The organism is Paenibacillus sp. FSL A5-0031 (assembly GCF_001956295.1).
Lineage (GTDB): Bacteria > Bacillota > Bacilli > Paenibacillales > Paenibacillaceae > Pristimantibacillus.
On sequence record NZ_MRTD01000011.1, the window covers coordinates 26,511 to 44,527 of the forward strand.

Annotated in this window: 20 protein-coding genes; all 20 read left to right on the top strand. The window is 44.3% G+C overall.

Going from position 1 to position 18,017, the window contains the following annotated elements; genetic code table 11:
* The first annotated feature begins 24 nt into the window (after positions 1 to 24).
* The 20 genes from BK120_RS19415 (at position 25) to proS (ending at position 17,975) form a co-directional block, all read left to right on the top strand.
* Positions 25 to 1,386, top strand: coding sequence for a protein-glutamate methylesterase/protein-glutamine glutaminase (locus BK120_RS19415; RefSeq protein WP_076269165.1), 1,362 nt, complete (start codon positions 25 to 27; stop codon positions 1,384 to 1,386).
* Between the two features lie 44 nt (positions 1,387 to 1,430).
* Positions 1,431 to 3,515, top strand: coding sequence for a chemotaxis protein CheA (locus BK120_RS19420; protein WP_076269166.1), 2,085 nt, complete (start codon positions 1,431 to 1,433; stop codon positions 3,513 to 3,515).
* Between the two features lie 13 nt (positions 3,516 to 3,528).
* Positions 3,529 to 3,990 (top strand): chemotaxis protein CheW, encoded by a 462-nt coding sequence (locus BK120_RS19425; protein WP_076269167.1) that lies wholly within the window; start codon positions 3,529 to 3,531, stop codon positions 3,988 to 3,990.
* A gap of 3 nt (positions 3,991 to 3,993) precedes the next feature.
* On the top strand, positions 3,994 to 4,614 hold the full coding sequence (locus tag BK120_RS19430) for a chemotaxis protein CheC (protein ID WP_076269168.1): 621 nt from the start codon (positions 3,994 to 3,996) through the stop codon (positions 4,612 to 4,614).
* On the top strand, positions 4,611 to 5,105 hold the full coding sequence (locus BK120_RS19435) for a chemotaxis protein CheD (RefSeq protein ID WP_076269169.1): 495 nt from the start codon (positions 4,611 to 4,613) through the stop codon (positions 5,103 to 5,105). The genes BK120_RS19430 and BK120_RS19435 overlap by 4 nt, the downstream gene beginning before the upstream one ends.
* A gap of 2 nt (positions 5,106 to 5,107) precedes the next feature.
* On the top strand, positions 5,108 to 5,545 hold the full coding sequence (locus BK120_RS19440) for a hypothetical protein (RefSeq protein ID WP_076269170.1): 438 nt from the start codon (positions 5,108 to 5,110) through the stop codon (positions 5,543 to 5,545).
* A gap of 4 nt (positions 5,546 to 5,549) precedes the next feature.
* Positions 5,550 to 6,335, top strand: coding sequence for a FliA/WhiG family RNA polymerase sigma factor (locus BK120_RS19445; protein WP_054028962.1), 786 nt, complete (start codon positions 5,550 to 5,552; stop codon positions 6,333 to 6,335).
* A 14-nt stretch (positions 6,336 to 6,349) separates the two neighbouring features.
* Complete coding sequence (locus BK120_RS19450; protein WP_076269171.1) at positions 6,350 to 7,756, top strand: flagellar assembly protein A; 1,407 nt, start codon at positions 6,350 to 6,352, stop codon at positions 7,754 to 7,756.
* 39 nt (positions 7,757 to 7,795) lie between these two features.
* On the top strand, positions 7,796 to 8,122 hold the full coding sequence (locus BK120_RS19455) for a hypothetical protein (protein WP_076269172.1): 327 nt from the start codon (positions 7,796 to 7,798) through the stop codon (positions 8,120 to 8,122).
* Between the two features lie 35 nt (positions 8,123 to 8,157).
* Positions 8,158 to 8,724 (top strand): DUF6115 domain-containing protein, encoded by a 567-nt coding sequence (locus BK120_RS19460; RefSeq protein WP_076269173.1) that lies wholly within the window; start codon positions 8,158 to 8,160, stop codon positions 8,722 to 8,724.
* Positions 8,717 to 9,286, top strand: coding sequence for an MltG/YceG/YrrL family protein (locus BK120_RS19465; protein WP_076269174.1), 570 nt, complete (start codon positions 8,717 to 8,719; stop codon positions 9,284 to 9,286). The genes BK120_RS19460 and BK120_RS19465 overlap by 8 nt, the downstream gene beginning before the upstream one ends.
* 183 nt (positions 9,287 to 9,469) lie before the next feature.
* Positions 9,470 to 10,168, top strand: a complete 699-nt coding sequence (rpsB, locus tag BK120_RS19470; RefSeq protein ID WP_054028957.1) for a 30S ribosomal protein S2 — start codon at positions 9,470 to 9,472, stop codon at positions 10,166 to 10,168.
* 120 nt (positions 10,169 to 10,288) lie between these two features.
* Entirely contained in the window at positions 10,289 to 10,963 is a 675-nt protein-coding gene (gene tsf, locus BK120_RS19475) for a translation elongation factor Ts (protein ID WP_339208950.1), read from the top strand.
* A 103-nt stretch (positions 10,964 to 11,066) separates the two neighbouring features.
* Entirely contained in the window at positions 11,067 to 11,795 is a 729-nt protein-coding gene (gene pyrH / locus BK120_RS19480; protein ID WP_053377774.1) for a UMP kinase, read from the top strand.
* Positions 11,795 to 12,349, top strand: coding sequence for a ribosome recycling factor (gene frr / locus BK120_RS19485; RefSeq protein ID WP_076269176.1), 555 nt, complete (start codon positions 11,795 to 11,797; stop codon positions 12,347 to 12,349). Before pyrH ends, frr begins: the two co-directional genes overlap by 1 nt.
* A gap of 61 nt (positions 12,350 to 12,410) precedes the next feature.
* Positions 12,411 to 13,175: an undecaprenyl pyrophosphate synthase gene (locus BK120_RS19490; RefSeq protein WP_076269177.1), complete on the top strand. Its 765-nt coding sequence runs from the start codon at positions 12,411 to 12,413 to the stop codon at positions 13,173 to 13,175.
* A 27-nt stretch (positions 13,176 to 13,202) separates the two neighbouring features.
* A complete protein-coding gene (locus BK120_RS19495) occupies positions 13,203 to 13,997 on the top strand; it encodes a phosphatidate cytidylyltransferase (protein WP_076269178.1) in 795 nt (264 codons plus the stop codon).
* A 16-nt stretch (positions 13,998 to 14,013) separates the two neighbouring features.
* Complete coding sequence (locus BK120_RS19500) at positions 14,014 to 15,153, top strand: 1-deoxy-D-xylulose-5-phosphate reductoisomerase (protein ID WP_076269179.1); 1,140 nt, start codon at positions 14,014 to 14,016, stop codon at positions 15,151 to 15,153.
* An 88-nt stretch (positions 15,154 to 15,241) separates the two neighbouring features.
* Positions 15,242 to 16,516 (top strand): RIP metalloprotease RseP, encoded by a 1,275-nt coding sequence (gene rseP, locus BK120_RS19505; RefSeq protein WP_076269180.1) that lies wholly within the window; start codon positions 15,242 to 15,244, stop codon positions 16,514 to 16,516.
* A 10-nt stretch (positions 16,517 to 16,526) separates the two neighbouring features.
* Entirely contained in the window at positions 16,527 to 17,975 is a 1,449-nt protein-coding gene (proS, locus tag BK120_RS19510) for a proline--tRNA ligase (RefSeq protein WP_076269181.1), read from the top strand.
* Positions 17,976 to 18,017 lie beyond the last annotated feature (42 nt).

An 18,017-nucleotide genomic window follows, 5' to 3' on the forward strand; every position in this document is an offset into this window, starting at 1 on the left:
CTTTGGAAGTGAGGAGGAAATGGAATGGTTCCTTATCGCGTACTAGTTGTAGATGATTCCGCATTTATGCGAAAGATCATTAGTGATTTAATCATTCAAGATTCACAGTTTAAGATCGTAGCTACAGCTAAAAACGGTCATGAAGCAATAGAAGCGGTTCGTGAATGGAAGCCGGATGTCGTTACCTTAGATCTTGAAATGCCGTTAATGAACGGAATTGACGCATTGCAGATTATTATGAAGGATCATCCAACTCCTGTAATAATGCTCTCAGGTATAAGCGAAGACAATACAAGAGAAACGATTAAAGCACTCCAATTTGGTGCATTCGACTTCATTAGAAAACCTTCTGCAACGATCTCAAATGATATTCGCCAAGTTGGAGAGGTTCTGCTTGAGAAATTGCGTATCGCAGTATTAACGAAGCGTTATCAGCCAGTGATTACGATTAGCGAGAAACAAGAAACAAAAGCAGATGATAGCAACTTGCCAAAAGCGAAAAAAGAAGTAGTTTCGAACAACATTTTACACCATGAGGAGCTGCCGTTTGAAGCATTGTCTACTTCTGCTAAAGATCGGAACAAATTGCCGTTCAAGAAAGCGGAAGATAAACAAGGGCAACAACGCTCGGTTCCCCCTTTACATAATAAGCTTATAAGCAATATGCAAGATGAAGCAAAGCCTAACGATGCCAAATCTAAGATTGCACCTCGCAAATCAGTCGAAAAGGTACCGCAGGCTGAACCTAAATCTCATTTCACTGAGCCACCTTCAACAAAAAAAGCAAAGACAGTCCAGACAGCTTCTACCTTTAAACATATCGTAGCCATTGGAACTTCGACAGGCGGTCCTAGAGCATTGCATGAGGTAATCACTTCTTTGCCAGCTGATTTCCCAGCACCGGTGCTTATCGTACAGCATATGCCTCCCAAATTCACCAAATCGTTAGCTCAGCGGCTAGACAGCTTTAGCGAGATTCATGTCGTAGAAGCAGAGCAGGGAGAGAAAGTAGTTGCTGGCGTTGCCTATATCGCACCTGGCGGCTTTCATATGGAGCTTGTCAAAGATGCTTCTAGCTACTCGATTGCCCTCACTGAACAGCCGCAGCGCAACGGACATCGTCCTTCTGTAGATGTATTGTTTGAATCCTTGGCTGAATATCGCGAACTGAAGCGTCATGCGGTCATAATGACAGGCATGGGCAGCGATGGGGCGAAGGGGATGAAGCTGTTATCCGAATGTGGAATTGAAACGACCATAGCAGAAGCTGAAGAAACCTGTGTCGTTTATGGAATGCCGAGATCGGCTGTTGAAGCTGGATGTGTGAGTAAAGTATTGCCACTGCAGCATATTGCTTCGCAACTGAAGCAAGCAGTGCTGAAATAGATAGGCTAGAATGGCTTCACCATACTAACAGGAGGTGCTAGGAAATGGATATGAATGCCTATTTATCGATGTTTATCGATGAATCTAATGATCACCTGCAATCCTTGAATGAAAATTTGCTTCGTCTGGAAAGCGAGCCTGAGGAGCTTAGTATCGTTCAAAATATATTCCGTTCAGCGCATACGCTAAAAGGAATGTCAGCTACGATGGGTTTTGAAGATTTAGCAGCGCTGACGCATGAAATGGAAAATGTGCTTGACCTCGTTCGCAACAGCAAGTTAAAAATGGACAGCTTTATTTTTGACACTTTGTTTAAAGGGTTAGATGCGCTTGAAGCAATGGTTCAGGATATTGTGGACGGCGGTACAGGGAAAGCGGACGTTACCTCGATCGTTGAATCGCTGCAAATCATCTTGAAAAGCGATTATAGCGCAAGCAAAGCGACTCAGGCTCCAACCGTAGCGGCTAATGCACAAAGTGCTGCAGAATCAAGCGCATCAGGGGCGATGCTGCTTGATGAGTTTCAATCTTCGATTTTGCTTCAATCGATAGAAACAGGACATAACGTTTTTCATATTCAAATCGCTATTCGCGATAATTGCTTGCTAAAAGCCGTTCGTGCTTATATGGTATTTGATTTGCTAGAGCGCAATGGTGAAGTTATTAAATCAGATCCGTCCGTTCAAGACATTGAACAAGAAAAATTCAATTTCACTTTTACGGTGTTTACGATTTCACGCTTGCAGCAGGAAGATCTTCAAGCACAGCTGCTCAATATTTCAGAAATTGAATCCGCTGTTGTCACTTCTTTAGATGCAGAGTCTTTAGCCGTGCTCGGCCAATCTAACGCAGCTGCTGCAGTAGAGGTTGTCGAAGTTGCTGAACCTGCTGCACCGCAATCCGAAGCGGCAGTTACATCTGTTGAAGCAGCAAAAGGACAAGCTCGATCGGCACCTGCTGCCAGCACACCAGCTAATGTGTCGAAGACGATTCGTGTAGACATTGAGAGGCTCGATACGCTCATGAACTTGTTTAGCGAATTGCTTATTGACCGGGTTAGGCTGGAACAGCTATCTAGTGAAATCAAACGCAGTGATTTGACTGAAACTGTGGAACATATGGCGCGCGTGAGCTCTGATCTTCAAAGTATTGTACTTAAGCTTCGCATGGTACCTGTGGATTCTGTATTCAATCGTTTCCCTCGTATGATTAGAGATTTAGCAAAATCGCTAGACAAAAAAATCGATCTTGTTATTACAGGAGCCGATACGGAACTTGACCGTACGGTTATCGACGAAATTGGAGATCCGCTTGTTCATCTATTGCGCAACTCGGTTGATCATGGAATCGAAACGGTGGAAGAGCGAATTGCAGCAGGCAAGCCAGAAACCGGTACGATTTTCTTGCGCGCGTTTCATAGCGGAAATCATGTCTTCATTGAAGTGGAAGAGGATGGCCGCGGCATACACCATGAACGAGTTTTAAAAACAGCCATTAAAAATGGCGTCGTCACGGCTGACGAAGCAAAACTGCTGACGCCGGATGAAATTAATATGCTTATTTTTGCGGCAGGCTTCAGTACCGCAGATAAAATTTCGGACATATCCGGACGCGGTGTTGGTCTAGACGTCGTTCGTTCAAAAATTACTTCTCTAGGCGGAAACGTAACGATAGATTCTGCATTTGGTAGAGGAACGAAATTTTCTGTTCAATTGCCGCTTACGCTATCCATTATTTCCGCAATGCTGATCAAGCTGGGGTCGGAGAAGTATGCTATCCCATTGTCTTCGATCGTTGAGACAGGCATTATCCGCAAAGAACAAATTCTTCAAGTGCATGGCAACAAAATGATAGAGTTCAGAAATACCATCATACCTCTAGTATCGCTAAGCAAAGTGCTTGACTCTCCTGATTTTAATGAGAATGACGAGCTTGAAACGGAAATTGTAGTCGTTCGAAAAGGCGAGAAGTGGGCAGCTGTAATGGTCGATGAATTTATTGGTCAAAGTGAAATCGTGCTAAAAACGCTGGGCAAATATTTAACGAATATTAAAGCAATTTCCGGCGCAACGATACTTGGCGATGGTTATGTCGCATTGATTATCGATCCGAATGCACTTATCAAATAGGGAGGTTTTTACGATGGGAGAAGAATTAAAGGTTATCGTGTTTGCACTAGGCAGCGAAGAGTATGGAATTGAAGTAGACAAGGTCCGTACGATTGAAAGATTGTCTCCAATTACACGCGTTCCGAAGACAGCTACTTTTATTAAAGGGGTTATTAACCTTCGCGGTGTGGTCGTTCCTGTCATTGACCTGAGAGGCAGATTCAATCTAACGGAAACGGCAACTACAGAAAACTCAAGAATCATTGTTGTTTCAGTGGCTGACATCGAAGTTGGATTCATCGTAGACTCGGCGAATGATGTCATCGACATTGATACAGATACGATTGATTTGCCGCCCGAAATTGTTGGAGGCATTAAAGCTAAATACTTAAGAGGCATTGCAAAGCTTGGTGAAGGTCGACTTCTCATCATGCTGAACTTGTCCGAAGTGCTCAACAAGAATGAAATAATTCAACTTGAGCAGCTTGAGGTATAACTTGTGAACCTTTTTAGCCGCTTTGAAGCATTTGAATTAGATGTATTGAAAGAAGTCGGCAATATTGGAGCAGGCAATGCTGCTACGGCATTATCCCGTTTGTTAGATAAGCCAGTTGATATGGCGGTGCCGAAGGTAAGTTTGCTTCCATTTGAAGAAGTGGCGGAGCGTGTTGGCGGTTCGGAAAAAATCGTCATTGCTGTTTTTCTTCGAGTGGAGGGAGAAGCTCCCGGCAACATGTTTTTTATCATTGAAGAAGATTCGGCAAGGCGATTGTTGCGTCAGCTGCTTTCCTTAAATATTGAAGAGCAGGACGGTTATTCAGAAATGGAACTGTCTGCTCTTTGTGAGATTGGCAATATTTTAGCAGGCTCTTATTTATCTTCATTAGCTGATTTCACTCATTTAGCAATGGCCCCCTCCGTACCCGCTATAGCAGTAGATATGGCAGGTGCCGTGCTTAGCTACGGTTTAATGCAATACGGAGAGATGGGGGACTCGGCCCTACTTATTGAAACGACCTTTTTGGAGGATTGTCAGTCGCTTGAAGGACATTTTTTCCTCATTCCAGATCCAGAGTCGTTTGAGAAAATTTTTAGGGCTTTGGGAGTCGTTAGCGAATGATACAACAAAATTTGGTCAAAGTCGGCATGGCAGATTTAAATATTGCAACGGATGGGGCGATACTCAAAACGACCGGCTTAGGTTCATGTGTTGGACTTACCTTGTATGATCCAACGCGAAAAATAGCCGGTATGGCACATGTCATGCTGCCATCTTCAGACATTGCCCGTGAGACCAAAATGAATCTAGCTAAATATGCAGATACCGCCATACCCGAGCTGCTTGATCGAATGATAGCAGCAGGTGCATACATTGAACGCATGAAAGCTAAGATGGCTGGTGGAGCTCAAATGTTTGCTATGTCTGGACACAGTGATTCGCTAAGAATTGGCCCGCGCAATGTTGAATCCTGTACAGAAATGCTTAGAAGATTCAAAATTCCGATTATCTCTCAAGATACGGGCGGAAATTTTGGTAGAACGATAGAGTTTGACAGTACTAGCGGAATGCTTTCCATAAGAAGTGTGCAATTTGGAACAAAGGAGATTTAAAAATGTTCGGAACATGGCGATGGAATGTCGTATTTGGAATTTTCGGCACCGTGCTTACGGTAGCTTTCTCAATCGGTAACAATCCGATTACTGTTATGCTGCTTAGAAGTATGTATGCTTTCATCGCTTTTTTTGTTCTTGCGTATGGAGTACGGGCAATATTGGCATACATCCTTCAACCGCCAGCACTAATAGGCTCGGAAATTGAAGATGAAGAAGGAAAAGGCAGTCAGCTAGATTTACAGACACCTGATGAGTCAGAAGATATCAATCAATTGTTGAAATCACAGATTAAAGATGGTGCCGGCAAGCAGCCAATCGAAACTCAGAAAGATGATGCAAGCGATTTTCGTCCGTTAAATCCTCCGCAATTGTTAAATACAAAAAATACACAGCCTGAAGAATTGGTTAAAGCCATTCGTCACCTGACAGGAGAGTGAGTCGATGATTGAGCAGAAGACCCCTCATTTGACAAACTTGCAGATGTGGCAAGCCTGGAGAGAACAAGGCGATTTGGAAGCAAAAAAGACGTTGATTGAACAATATTTGCCGCTGGTTGATTATGTAACGAATCGAATGGCCATTGGACTCCCAAAAAACGTCATTAGAGATGACCTTGCAAGCAATGGCGTAATGGGTCTTATTGACGCAATTGAAAAATTTGATTACGGCCGCGGCTTGCAGTTTGAAACGTATGCATCATGGCGCATTCGCGGCGCTATAATAGATGGCTTAAGACAAGGCGACTGGGTCCCGCGTTCTGTGCGAGAGAAGGCCAAACGAGTAGAAGAGGCATATCAGCATTTAGAGCAACAATATTTGCGTTCTGTGACAGATGCAGAAATTAGCCGCTACCTTGATGTAACGGAGAAAGAATTCATTAATATGCTGCAAGATATTGCGGTAACAACGGTCTGCTCATTGGAGGACCCGATTCGTGAAGAGGAATCGGAGACAAGAATGTCTTTGCTAGTGGACGATAAGGCGAAAAACCCGGATCATAAGGTTCATGAGTTTTATTTGAAAGAATCATTGGTTAAAGGGATTGAAAGACTTACGGAAAAGGAACGAACAGTCGTTTCTCTCTTCTATTATGAGGAACTATCATTAAGTGAAATTGCTGAAGTAATGTCACTATCACCGTCGAGAATATCCCAGCTCCATTCTAAAGCGATTTTGAGGCTGCGAGGAGCTTTGGCTAAGCATAAAGATCAACTCATGCAACATTAAAAGGGGGGAGCTACGTGGAAAATCTTCAATTAGAATCATACCTACGCATACAGACATCTGCCGATAATTTGTCTGCATTTTTAACCTTTAGCAGGATTTCGGACGAATTCGAATGTAACGGCGATGAGCTAGAACGATTCTTGCATAGCAAGGGGATCGTTTTTGGCCTTCGTAAAGAAGTTCTGAGTCAGATTGGCACTAATCCTCTCGCATACTTCAAAGAACAAACACTTGTTGCGCAAGGGCAGTCTCCTACACCTGGTAAAGACGGATATGTGAAGCTAGTTTACGATATGGATAAAAATGTGAACGCCCCAACGGAGCTCGAGGATGGGAAGGTTGACTTCAAAGAAGTTGTTCAGTTGAAAAATGTCAAGCGTGGACAGTTGATTGCTGAGCGATTCGAGCCTACAGCAGGTCCTGTTGGCAGGACGGTAACGGGAGAAGAAATTGCTCCTAGGCTCGGCAAGCACGTGAGATTTAAAGTAGGCAAAAATGTCGTTTTGAACAATGAGCAGACGGCTATGTATTCGGCAATTGACGGCTTGATTTCGCTTACTGAAAAAGAAAAAATTAATGTGTTTCCTGTTTACGAAGTAAACGGCGATGTGGATTACAGTGTCGGCAATATTGATTTTGTTGGTACAGTAGTCATCAGAGGCAACGTTCTTAGCGGATTCAGGGTTAAAGCTTCGGGCGATATCCGAGTTATTGGCGGAGTTGAAGGGGCAGAAATCGAATCAGAAGGCTCTGTTGAAATTACAGGCGGAATATTGGGAAGCAACAAAGGTTTTGTAAAAGCTGGACGAAACGTGCGAAGCTCATTTATACAAGAAGGCAATGTTATTGCGGGCGAAGAGGTGCTGGTATCTCAAAGCATCATGCATTCGCATGTAAAAGCCGGAAAAAATGTTGTATGCTCAGGCGCTAAAGGATTGATCGTAGGCGGACTTGTACAAGCAGGTGACCTTGTCAGCGCTCGAACCATTGGCAACTCGATGTCCACAGCCACAACCATTGAAGTAGGCGTAAACCCTGAATATCGTTCGGAGCTGCTCGAGCTAAGAACGAGGCTAAGGCAGAACATGGATAATTTAGATAAAACGGATAAAGCGCTAGTTATTTTGGATCAATTAGCTGTGACAGGGAAATTAACTCCTGAGAAGCTGGCATTGCGCGTTAAGCTGACTGCCACAAAACGTCAGACCGTGCTTGAGAATGATGAGACGAGAAGCCGTATTCTTGAGATAGAGAAAACGCTGGAGAACACAGATCGATCGAAGATCGATGTCAGCAATATTGTATTTGGCGGAACAAAAATTGTAATTGGCAGGTACACAAAGTTTGTGAAGGATTCAGCGCAGCGGGTGACCTTCCGTTATTCCGAAGGGGATATCGTCTTAGTTCCTTATACCAAATAACGCTTGAAATTGATGAATGGCGCAAAGGGGTGAGCAGATATGACGTTCAAATCCATTGATTTGCAGATGTCTGTACCACGAACGCAAGAATTCAGCGGCATGCATGGACAAGCGATGCATAAACCTGTAGCTGATCAGAATACGTTGGCCAATCAGTCTGCCAAACAAACAGAGCTATTAAGAGGGAAAAACACAGCGATCGAGCAATCAAACGGCCTTCATATTCGCAGTGATCAAGAAGGTCAACAAGGTAACGCTTATCAGCAGGCAAAACGTAAGCGTACACAGTTATCCTCGGATGTTGATGAACAGGAGGCGGCTCCTACACATCCGTACAAAGGCCATAGGCTTGATATTAAGTTATAAAATGAAGGCATCCAATGAAAGGCAGGCTATGAACGATGCAGCCATACTTGCAATATATCGTATTACTAGGAGCGGTTGTTATTGTCGGTGCCTTTGTAATGCCTCGTAAGAAGCAGGATACAGCTCTACCGTCACAATCGATGCAAAACATGGAAACCGCGCTGGAGCAGTTTATGGAGAACATGGAGAAGGACAATGAGGATCTTGTGCTCCTCGTTAGAACTGCTCAGCAAGAATCGAAATTAGATGCGGATCGCAAGGAGCAGCGTATTGTAGAATTGGAGCGGAAATGCGAACAGCTCACAGAGCAGCTGCAAAAGAAAATGTCCGAGTCCACGGCCTATGTGCGTCCAGTGGAACCCCCATTGCCAGCGGTCTCATTAAATTCGAATCAACAACTTGTTAAAGATGCGCCTGTTGTTGAACATATTATAGAAGAGACAGTGCGGATGAACACCATCCAGGACAGATATAAAGAGCTGTTCACACTTTATGAGCAAGGGAAATCGATTGAAGCGATATCCAAAAAGCTTGGTATGAACAAAGGTGAGGTACAGCTTATTATACAGCTTGCTAAGCAGGAGGATTCTGTCCATGCTTAAAAGTCGAGTATTTCTTATGGGATTAGGTGCAGGCATCATCATTGGCGCTTTGTTGTTCCAGCTGATGCTCTCTGGCGAGCAAAGCAGGCAAAGGCTTAGTGACTTAGGAAAAGAGTCAGATGAGAAGCTTTACACTCAACTAGAAGTTGATGCTTTGTTAAAGGCAAATCAAGACTCGCTTCAGCTTAATAAGGACAACACAGGGGGACAGGAGACTAAGCCTGCTGATGATTCTGACAAGGCTAAGGAGCAGACAAGCGAGGCGAAGACTGATAAAGCTGCGCCTATGGCAGTCCCTGTTCAGGAACAGTCAAAGGTCAAGCATGTTATTAGAATTAAAGCAGGCTCTAGCCTGACGAATACAGCAGAGCTTCTTGCTTCAAACAAAATTATTAAAGATAAAACCGCTTTTGTATCAAAAATGAAAAAGTCAAAGAAGCTGGTTCGCGCCGGTTATTTTTTGTTTCATGAGGAGATAACGGTTGAAGAAGCCATTCGGATCGTAACCGGTGAGCCTTTAACATCTTCAGAAGTAAATCTTCTAACTGCCAACAAAAAATAGCTATCCTATCTTTTCTGAAACGATTGTTGCATGCGATGTGTATTTATGGTATATTAATTCACGGTGTTAAAAACGCACGCAGGTCAATTTTGTCAAACGGTGCTTCCGCCCGGCGGAAGTTTTGACGAAAGATGCGACTAGCGGAGGAGCACTAAAAAAACCATTATAGGAGGTGTTGGAGAAATGGCGGTTATTTCCATGAAACAGCTACTAGAAGCTGGGGTACACTTCGGTCATCAGACTCGTCGTTGGAACCCGAAGATGGATCGTTATATCTTCACAGAAAGAAACGGGATTTACATTATTGATTTGCAAAAAACGGTGAAAAAAGTTGACGAAGCGTACAACTTTGTTAAATCGATCGCTGCAGACGGCGGCACTATGCTGTTCGTAGGTACGAAAAAACAAGCTCAAGATTCCGTTAAAGAAGAAGCAGAGCGTTGCGGCAACTTCTACATCAACCAACGTTGGTTGGGCGGTACTTTGACTAACTTCCAAACGATTCAAAAACGTATTGATCGTTTGAAACAACTTGAAAAATGGGCTGAGGACGGCACTTTCGAGGTTCTACCTAAGAAAGAAGTTATCATCCTTAACAAAGAAAAAGACCGTTTGGAAAAATTCCTTGGCGGTATTAAAGGAATGAAAGGTTTGCCAAGCGCGTTGTTCATTATCGACCCACGCAAAGAGCGTATTGCTGTTGCAGAAGCTCGCAAACTTGGTATCCCAATCGTTGGTATCGTTGATACGAACTGTGATCCAGACGAAATTGACTACGTAATCCCAGGTAACGATGATGCAATTCGTGCCGTTAAGTTGTTGACTTCGAAAATGGCTGATGCAATCGTTGAAGCTAACCAAGGCGAACAAACAACGGCTTAATTTAAAGGCTTTAATTAGTCAACAAAGGGTGGTCAGATGGTGATAAACCTCTCACTGCCCTTTTTTTGAATGTAAATCACTAAAAAAACAATTAATGATTCTCGAAGCTACATAGACTTCGTGAAACCTATAGGAGGGCTTACAATGGCAGTTAGTGCTAGCGCGGTAAAAGAGCTTCGTGAAAGAACTGGAGCTGGAATGCTTGATTGCAAGAAAGCTTTGGACGAAACAAACAATGACGTTGAAAAAGCAATTGCAGTACTTCGTGAAAAAGGTTTGGCGGCAGCAGCAAATAAAGCTGGTCGTATTGCAACTGAAGGCGTAGTTGAATCGTATATTCATGCAGGCGGCCGTATCGGCGTTATCGTTGAAGTAAACTGTGAAACGGATTTCGTTGCAAAAACGGATCAATTCCGTGAGTTTGCAAGAGACGTAGCTATGCAAATCGCTGCAGCTAACCCTAAATTCGTTAGCCGTGACGAGGTTTCTTCTGAAGAGCTTGAAAAAGAGCGCGAAATTTTGAAAGCTCAAGCACTTAACGAAGGCAAACCTGAAAAAATCGTTGAAAAAATGGTTGAAGGCCGTATCTCGAAATACTACGAAGAGTTCTGTCTTCTTGAGCAATCGTTCATTAAAGACCCAGACAAAACAATCTCCGTATTGCTTAACGAAAAAATCAGCAAAATTGGTGAAAACATTTCCATCCGTCGCTTCGTTCGTTATGAGCTTGGTGAAGGTCTAGAGAAAAAAGTTGACAATTTCGTTGAAGAAGTTATGGCTCAAGTTAAACATTAATCCGAACGCACAGGCGGGGCGGGGCGTCCGCCCCGCCTGCTTGTATGATTAGAACATATTTGAAGGACCTCATTTACTGAGGTGCATGATGGAGGTATTAACGTTGGAGCATCCTGTGTATAAACGTATCGTTTTGAAAGTAAGCGGTGAATCATTGTCTGGTCAGGAAGGTTATGGCATTGAAGCGACGGTCATATCTTCGATTGCTGATCAGGTGAAGGAAGTCGTAGCACTTGGCATAGAAGTAGCCATCGTTGTCGGAGGCGGCAACATTTGGCGTGGAATTGCAGGTTCTGCAAAAGGCATAGACCGTGCAACAGCTGATTACATGGGAATGCTGGCTACTCTTATGAATTCACTTGCACTTCAAGATGCACTGGAACAAATCGATGTACCTACTCGCGTACAAACATCGATCGCGATGCAACAAATCGCTGAACCGTACATCAGACGTCGTGCTATCCGTCATTTGGAAAAAGGACGCGTCGTTATCTTTGCTGCAGGAACTGGTAATCCGTTTTTCTCAACAGATACAACAGCAGCGCTTCGCGCAGCTGAGATCGAAGCAGAAGTAATATTAATGGCGAAAAACAAAGTGGATGGCGTATATTCTGCTGATCCATTTAAAGATAGCACAGCTGAGAAATTTGAGGAGCTTACATACCTCGACATGCTTAACCGTAATCTAGGCGTAATGGATTCAACCGCAGCTTCACTTTGCATGGATAATAATATTCCTCTTATCGTATTTGCGATTACAGAGAAAGGGAATATTAAACGCGTCGTGCTGGGTGAGAAAATCGGAACGATAGTGAGAGGAAGTGCGAAATAATGCCACAAGAGCTGAAAAAAAACGCAGAAGAACGTATGGATAAAGCGATTTCCGCGCTAAAACGTGATTTGTCGTCTTTGCGCGCTGGTAAAGCTAATTCATCTTTGCTTGACCGTATTCAAGTGGAATACTACGGCGCAATGACGCCTGTCAATCAACTTGCTAACATCAGTACGCCAGACTCTCGTACGTTGTTCATTCAACCATGGGACAAATCGTCGATGGCGGCAATCGAGAAAGCGATTATGAAATCGGATCTTGGACTAACACCTTCCAATGACGGTGCATCGATTCGTCTTTCTATCCCACCGCTTACAGAAGAGCGCCGGGCAGAGCTTGTGAAAACTTCGAAAAAGCTTGGCGAAGATGCAAAAGTAGCTATTCGCAATATTCGTCGGGATGCTAATGACAGCGTGAAAAAACTTGAGAAAACAACAATTTCTGAAGATGAATCACGTGGTCACCAAGAGGATATTCAGAAGGCAACTGATAAATTTATTGCTGAAGTAGATAAAGTGCTTGTTGCCAAAGAAAAAGAAATTATGGAAGTATAATAATCTCTGGGCCCCTCCGATAGGTGGGGTTTGGTTTTGATTTCGGTTGGGAGGAAGTAAGATGATCGAGCGACTTTGGGCCAAATTAGGCAAATCGTCCTTACAGCCGACTGATTCTGTGGCCTCAGAAAATGTGCCTGAGCATGTTGCAATTATAATGGATGGGAACGGCCGTTGGGCTAAAGATCGTGGATTGCCACGTATGGCTGGTCATCATTCCGGCATGAAAGCGGTCAAACGTATTACCATTGCAGCGGATCGGTTAGGCGTCAAATATTTGACGTTATATGCGTTTTCAACGGAAAACTGGAAGAGACCTAAAGCTGAAGTGGATTTTCTTATGAAGCTTCCGCAGCAATTTCTTGAAATTGAATTAGAAGAATTGATAGCCAACAACGTGCAGGTTCGCATGATGGGGCATAAAGAGGATTTGCCTTCATTTACGATCAGTGCAGTTGAAGAAGCCATTATAAAGACCGCTAACAATACAGGGCTAGTTCTAAACTTTGCCTTAAACTATGGAAGCCGTAAGGAAATGCTTGAAGCTGTGAAAAGCATCGCATCAGAGGTTCAGCAAGGAAATCTTGCAATCGACGATATCGATGATAAAGTAATGGCTGATCGTTTGCTTACAAGTGGATTGCCCGATCCAGATTTGCTCATTCGTACAAGCGGTGAATTGCGTTTAAGTAATTTTATGATGTGGCAGCTTGCTTATAGTGAATTGTGGTTTACGGATGTGTATTGGCCTGAATTTACGGAAGCGCATTTTCAAGAAGCGATTTTGGAGTATCAGCGCCGCGCGCGTCGATATGGTGGATTGTAGCTTCAAGCGACGGAGTGTGACTTTTCATTGAGACAACGATTGATTACTGGAATTGTAGCAGGTGCAGGCTTCATAGGTTTAACAATAGCAGGCGGATGGTTGTATACAACTCTCCTCGTATTGCTAGCTATTATTGGTTTTACTGAATATGCGCGAATGAATGGTGTAGCATGGTCGCATCCGTCAACTTTGCTCGGATATGCGGGTGTGCTACTGTTTGTGCTTCCATGGTCTGATTGGGGAATTGTTATTCCATCTTTCCTGACTATTGTTTGGATGCTGGCCTTCTTGCTGCTTGCCCTAACCGTGATTACCAAAAATAAAACGACAATTGATGGCGCCGCACTTATGTTGCTAGGCGCTTTATATGTAGGTTACGGCTTTTCAGCAATGGGCGAAGCTCGTCAAATTGAGGAGCATGGCCTAATGTGGACGTTTTTGTCCTTTGGCTGCATTTGGGCTTCGGATATCGGTGCTTATTTTACTGGACGAGCCATTGGGAAAACGAAGCTATGGCCTTCAATCAGCCCGAACAAAACGATCGAAGGCGCCTTAGGCGGCGTTTTGTTATCCTTAATCGTATCGGCTGTATTCGCACTTACAATGCCCGATTTTATTGATTTGCCAAAGGCTTTGCTAATCGGTTTAATTGCCGCTGTAGCTGGACAGTTTGGGGATTTGATTCAATCTGCTTATAAACGTGTGAGAGATATAAAGGATACAGGTACGCTTCTGCCAGGACATGGCGGAGTGCTGGACCGATGCGATAGCTGGCTAATCGTGTTTCCACTGTTAGTGCTTACCGGGCTGCTGCCTGTATAAGTCAGGAGGATTTTGTGTGAAAAAAATAAGTATATTAGGTTCGACAGGTTCAGTCGGAACACAAACGCTGGACGTTATTGCCCATGATCCTGATCGTTATCAGGTTGTTGGCTTGTCCGCTGGTGCGAATGTCGATTTGATTATAGAGCAAGCCAAACAATTTAAACCTTCGCTCGTTAGCTTGGCTTCCAAAGCAGACGCAGAAGCCGCTCGTCCCCATATGCCGCCTGGAACAAAGGTTGTCTATGGCGAAGAAGGACTTGTTGAAGTAGCCGCTGGGACGGACGCTGATGTCGTTGTGACAGCAATTATGGGAAGCAGAGGGCTGCCGGCAACATTGGCGGCGATTGATGCGGGGAAAATGATTGGTTTGGCGAACAAAGAGACACTCGTAACGGCAGGTCATATCGTAATGGAACGTGCGAAAGAGCGCGGAGTATCGATTTTGCCGATAGACAGTGAACATTCCGCGATTTTTCAATGCTTAAACGGCGAAGATCGCAAATCTATCAATCAAATTACATTAACAGCCTCCGGCGGCTCCTTTCGTGATCGCACAAGAGAACAGCTTGAGGGTGTAACCGTAGCTGAGGCGCTAAATCATCCCAATTGGTCGATGGGCGCAAAAATTACGATTGATTCAGCGACTATGGTTAATAAAGGGCTAGAAGTTATTGAGGCAAGATGGCTGTTCGATGTTACATACGATCAAATAGGTGTCATTATTCATCCGGAGAGCATCATTCATTCTTATGTGGAGTTTACCGATCACAGCATAATCGCGCAGCTTGGAATGCCGGATATGCGAGTACCGATTCAATATGCGTTGTCATATCCGCAGCGGAATGTAACCCCGACAAGCAGGCTGAACCTGGCACAAATCGGAAAGCTGCATTTTCGCGAGATGGATTTTGAAAGATATCCATGTCTAAGGCTGGCATTCGAGTGTGGGAAGCTAGGTCAATCAGCTCCTGCAGTTTATAATGCAGCAAACGAGGTTGCGGTGGCACGGTTTTTGAAAGGTGAAATTACGTTTCTTGACATTGAACGGATATTGGAAATGGTCGTTGGCAAGCACGAAGCAGCTGATATCAATGATTTGCAGATGATCTCAGAAGTGGACGCTTGGGCAAGACAGCTGGCCCAATCCGTATAATATCGGTTAAATTCCGGTTCTCTTGTATCGGACGGGAGAATAATGATAATCTATGTACAGGCCGTAACGAACAGGAGGCTTCAGCTTAATGCACATGATTCAAGTTGTTTTCTTGACCATACTCGTTTTTTTCGTGATCGTAACGATCCATGAATGGGGTCATTACTATTTCGCAAAACGCGCAGGCATATTGGTGCGAGAATTCGCAATTGGCTTCGGGCCGAAGCTTTTTTCGGTAAAACGTGGCGAGACGAGATATACGCTTCGATTAATACCTGCCGGCGGTTTCGTTCGAATGGCGGGAGAAGATCCAGAAATTGTTGATGTCCAGCCCGGTCAAACGATCGCGGTTCGTCTGAAAGACAATAAAGTGACTAGACTTTATTTGGATCGTCTTGATGACCGCAGCGGTGTTATTCGCGGAGAAATCGTTGCCATCGATCTTGAGCGCAAGCTATCTGTTACACTTGACGTAGAAGGGGAAAACGAGATTTTCTCGGTACACCCTACTGCTTTGATGATCACAAAAGGCAAAGAAACACAAATCGCGCCGCTTGACAGACAATTTGGCAGTAAAACAGTAGCGCAGCGTGCACTTGCTATTTTTGCTGGCCCTATGATGAACTTTGTGCTCGCATTTGTATTGTTTGCTACCTACATTCAGCTAGCAGGTGTTCCTGTTGAGTCTCCTGATAAGCTGCTTGTTAATGAAATATCAGAAGGCATGCCAGCTGATAAAGTAGATTTGAAAAAGGGCGATGTCATCGATGCTGTCAACGGGATCAAAATCGGAGCTGATTTTGATAAAATGATCGCGATTATCGGTAAATCACCGAATGTTCCTGTTAAAATGGATATTATTCGTGACGGCAAAGCTCAGCAGGTTGTTATAACACCTGAACCGAACAAAGAGGGTGTAGGCAAGGTTGGGATCAGTGCGGCATTGCCAACACGTCCGGCTACTTTCTCTGAAACGTTCACAGGCGCAGGCAAGCTCATGAAAAATATGACAGTAAGCATTTTTGAAGGCTTCAAGAAGCTTATTTTCGGAGAGTTCAAGCTTGATGATCTTGGCGGACCTGTGCGAACAGCAGAAGTAACGAGCCAGATTGCTCAGCAAGGCATTGCACAGTTAACATCTTGGACAGCGCTGCTAAGCTTGTATTTAGGAATATTTAATTTGCTGCCGATTCCTGCCCTTGATGGAAGCCGCCTCATATTCCTCGGAATTGAAGCGATTAGACGTCGGCCGATTGATCCGAACCGTGAGAGCATGGTACATTTTGTCGGTTTCGCGCTCATCATGTTATTAATGCTCGTAGTAACTTATAATGATATTTTACGATTGGTAAAAGGGGAGTAAATAGTCGCTTATGTCTAAGGATAAACAGTTTGTTACAGAAATCACGCCTCAAAGCGAGGATTTCTCCAGATGGTATATTGATGTTATTAAAAAAGCCGAGCTTATGGATTATTCGCCTGTAAGAGGCTGTATCGTGTTCCGTCCTGAGGGCTATGAGCTTTGGGAAAATATTCAGCGTGATCTGGATCGCCGCTTTAAGGAGACGGGACATCGCAATGCGTATTTCCCGCTCTTTATACCTGAGAGCTTTTTCCAGAAAGAAAAAGAGCATGTTGAAGGCTTTAATCCCGAGCTGCCTTGGGTAACTGAAGCAGCTGGCGAGAAGCTCGAAGAACGCCTTGCAATTCGTCCAACATCGGAAACGATGTTTGGGCACATGTATTCCAAATGGATTCAATCGTACCGCGATCTTCCGCTGCTCATTAACCAATGGGCAAACGTCGTTCGCTGGGAGAAGCGCACAATGCCATTCCTTCGTACGAGTGAGTTTTTGTGGCAAGAAGGCCATACTGCGCATGAAACAGAAGAGGAAGCCCGTCAAGAGACGATGCAGATGCTTGATGTTTACACGCAGTTCGTTGAAGAATTCCTTGCTATCCCTGTAATCAAAGGTGAAAAAACGCCTTCTGAGCGGTTCGCTGGTGCGGTTGATACGTATTCGATCGAAGCGATGATGAAGGACGGGAAGGCTGTTCAAGCCGGAACATCGCATTATTTGGGTACGAAGTTTGCAGTCGCTTTTGATATTAAATTCCTTGATCGTGAGAATACATTGCAATTCGCTCATACAACTTCTTGGGGCGTGAGCACAAGACTAATCGGCGCCCTTATTATGGTTCACGGCGATGATCGAGGTCTGGTGCTTCCTCCTAAAGTTGCTCCAACACAAGTGGTTATGATTCCAATTGGCCCTGCAAAAATGCGCGAGCAGGTTGTTGGCCGTGTGGATGAGCTATATGCAGAGCTTAAGAAAGCCGGTATTCGCGTACGCGTGGACGATCGTGCTGACGTGAGCCCAGGCTGGAAGTTTAACGAATATGAGATGCGCGGTGTTCCACTACGCCTTGAGCTTGGACCGCGTGATATGGAAAATGGACAAGTTGTGCTTGTTTCCAGAGTTACTGGAGAGAAGCGTATTGTACAGCAAGCTAATCTTCTTGCTGAAATAGAAGCGATGCTTGAAGAAACGCATCAAGAGATGTTTAATCGTGCGAAGCAGTTCCGTATTGACAACTCTCGTTCGGTTGAAACGCTTGATGAAATGAAAAGCTTTTTGGAAGAACAGCGCGGCTTCGTAGAAGCTGGCTGGTGCGGCTCTGCTGCTTGCGAGAAGCAGGTCAAGGAAGAAACTGGAGCGACAAGCCGGAATATTCCATTTGCTCCGGAATCGCACAAAGAAACATGTCTCGTATGTGGAGATCCATCCAAACATACTGTTGTATTTGCAAGAGCTTATTAAGGACTGAAGCTAGTTCGGTTCGGATCTTAAGGAGTGGTATTT

Bases quoted from the DNA above. Each gene is read 5' to 3' on its own strand.
- BK120_RS19415 (WP_076269165.1), top strand. From the start codon at position 25: ATGGTTCCTTATCGCGTACTAGTTGTAGATGATTCCGCATTTATGCGA.
- BK120_RS19420 (WP_076269166.1), top strand. From the start codon at position 1,431: ATGGATATGAATGCCTATTTATCGATGTTTATCGATGAATCTAATGAT.
- BK120_RS19425 (WP_076269167.1), top strand. From the start codon at position 3,529: ATGGGAGAAGAATTAAAGGTTATCGTGTTTGCACTAGGCAGCGAAGAG.
- BK120_RS19435 (WP_076269169.1), top strand. From the start codon at position 4,611: ATGATACAACAAAATTTGGTCAAAGTCGGCATGGCAGATTTAAATATT.
- BK120_RS19440 (WP_076269170.1), top strand. From the start codon at position 5,108: ATGTTCGGAACATGGCGATGGAATGTCGTATTTGGAATTTTCGGCACC.
- BK120_RS19445 (WP_054028962.1), top strand. From the start codon at position 5,550: ATGATTGAGCAGAAGACCCCTCATTTGACAAACTTGCAGATGTGGCAA.
- BK120_RS19455 (WP_076269172.1), top strand. From the start codon at position 7,796: ATGACGTTCAAATCCATTGATTTGCAGATGTCTGTACCACGAACGCAA.
- BK120_RS19460 (WP_076269173.1), top strand. From the start codon at position 8,158: ATGCAGCCATACTTGCAATATATCGTATTACTAGGAGCGGTTGTTATT.
- BK120_RS19465 (WP_076269174.1), top strand. From the start codon at position 8,717: ATGCTTAAAAGTCGAGTATTTCTTATGGGATTAGGTGCAGGCATCATC.
- rpsB (WP_054028957.1), top strand. From the start codon at position 9,470: ATGGCGGTTATTTCCATGAAACAGCTACTAGAAGCTGGGGTACACTTC.
- frr (WP_076269176.1), top strand. From the start codon at position 11,795: ATGCCACAAGAGCTGAAAAAAAACGCAGAAGAACGTATGGATAAAGCG.
- BK120_RS19490 (WP_076269177.1), top strand. From the start codon at position 12,411: ATGATCGAGCGACTTTGGGCCAAATTAGGCAAATCGTCCTTACAGCCG.
- rseP (WP_076269180.1), top strand. From the start codon at position 15,242: ATGCACATGATTCAAGTTGTTTTCTTGACCATACTCGTTTTTTTCGTG.
- proS (WP_076269181.1), top strand. From the start codon at position 16,527: ATGTCTAAGGATAAACAGTTTGTTACAGAAATCACGCCTCAAAGCGAG.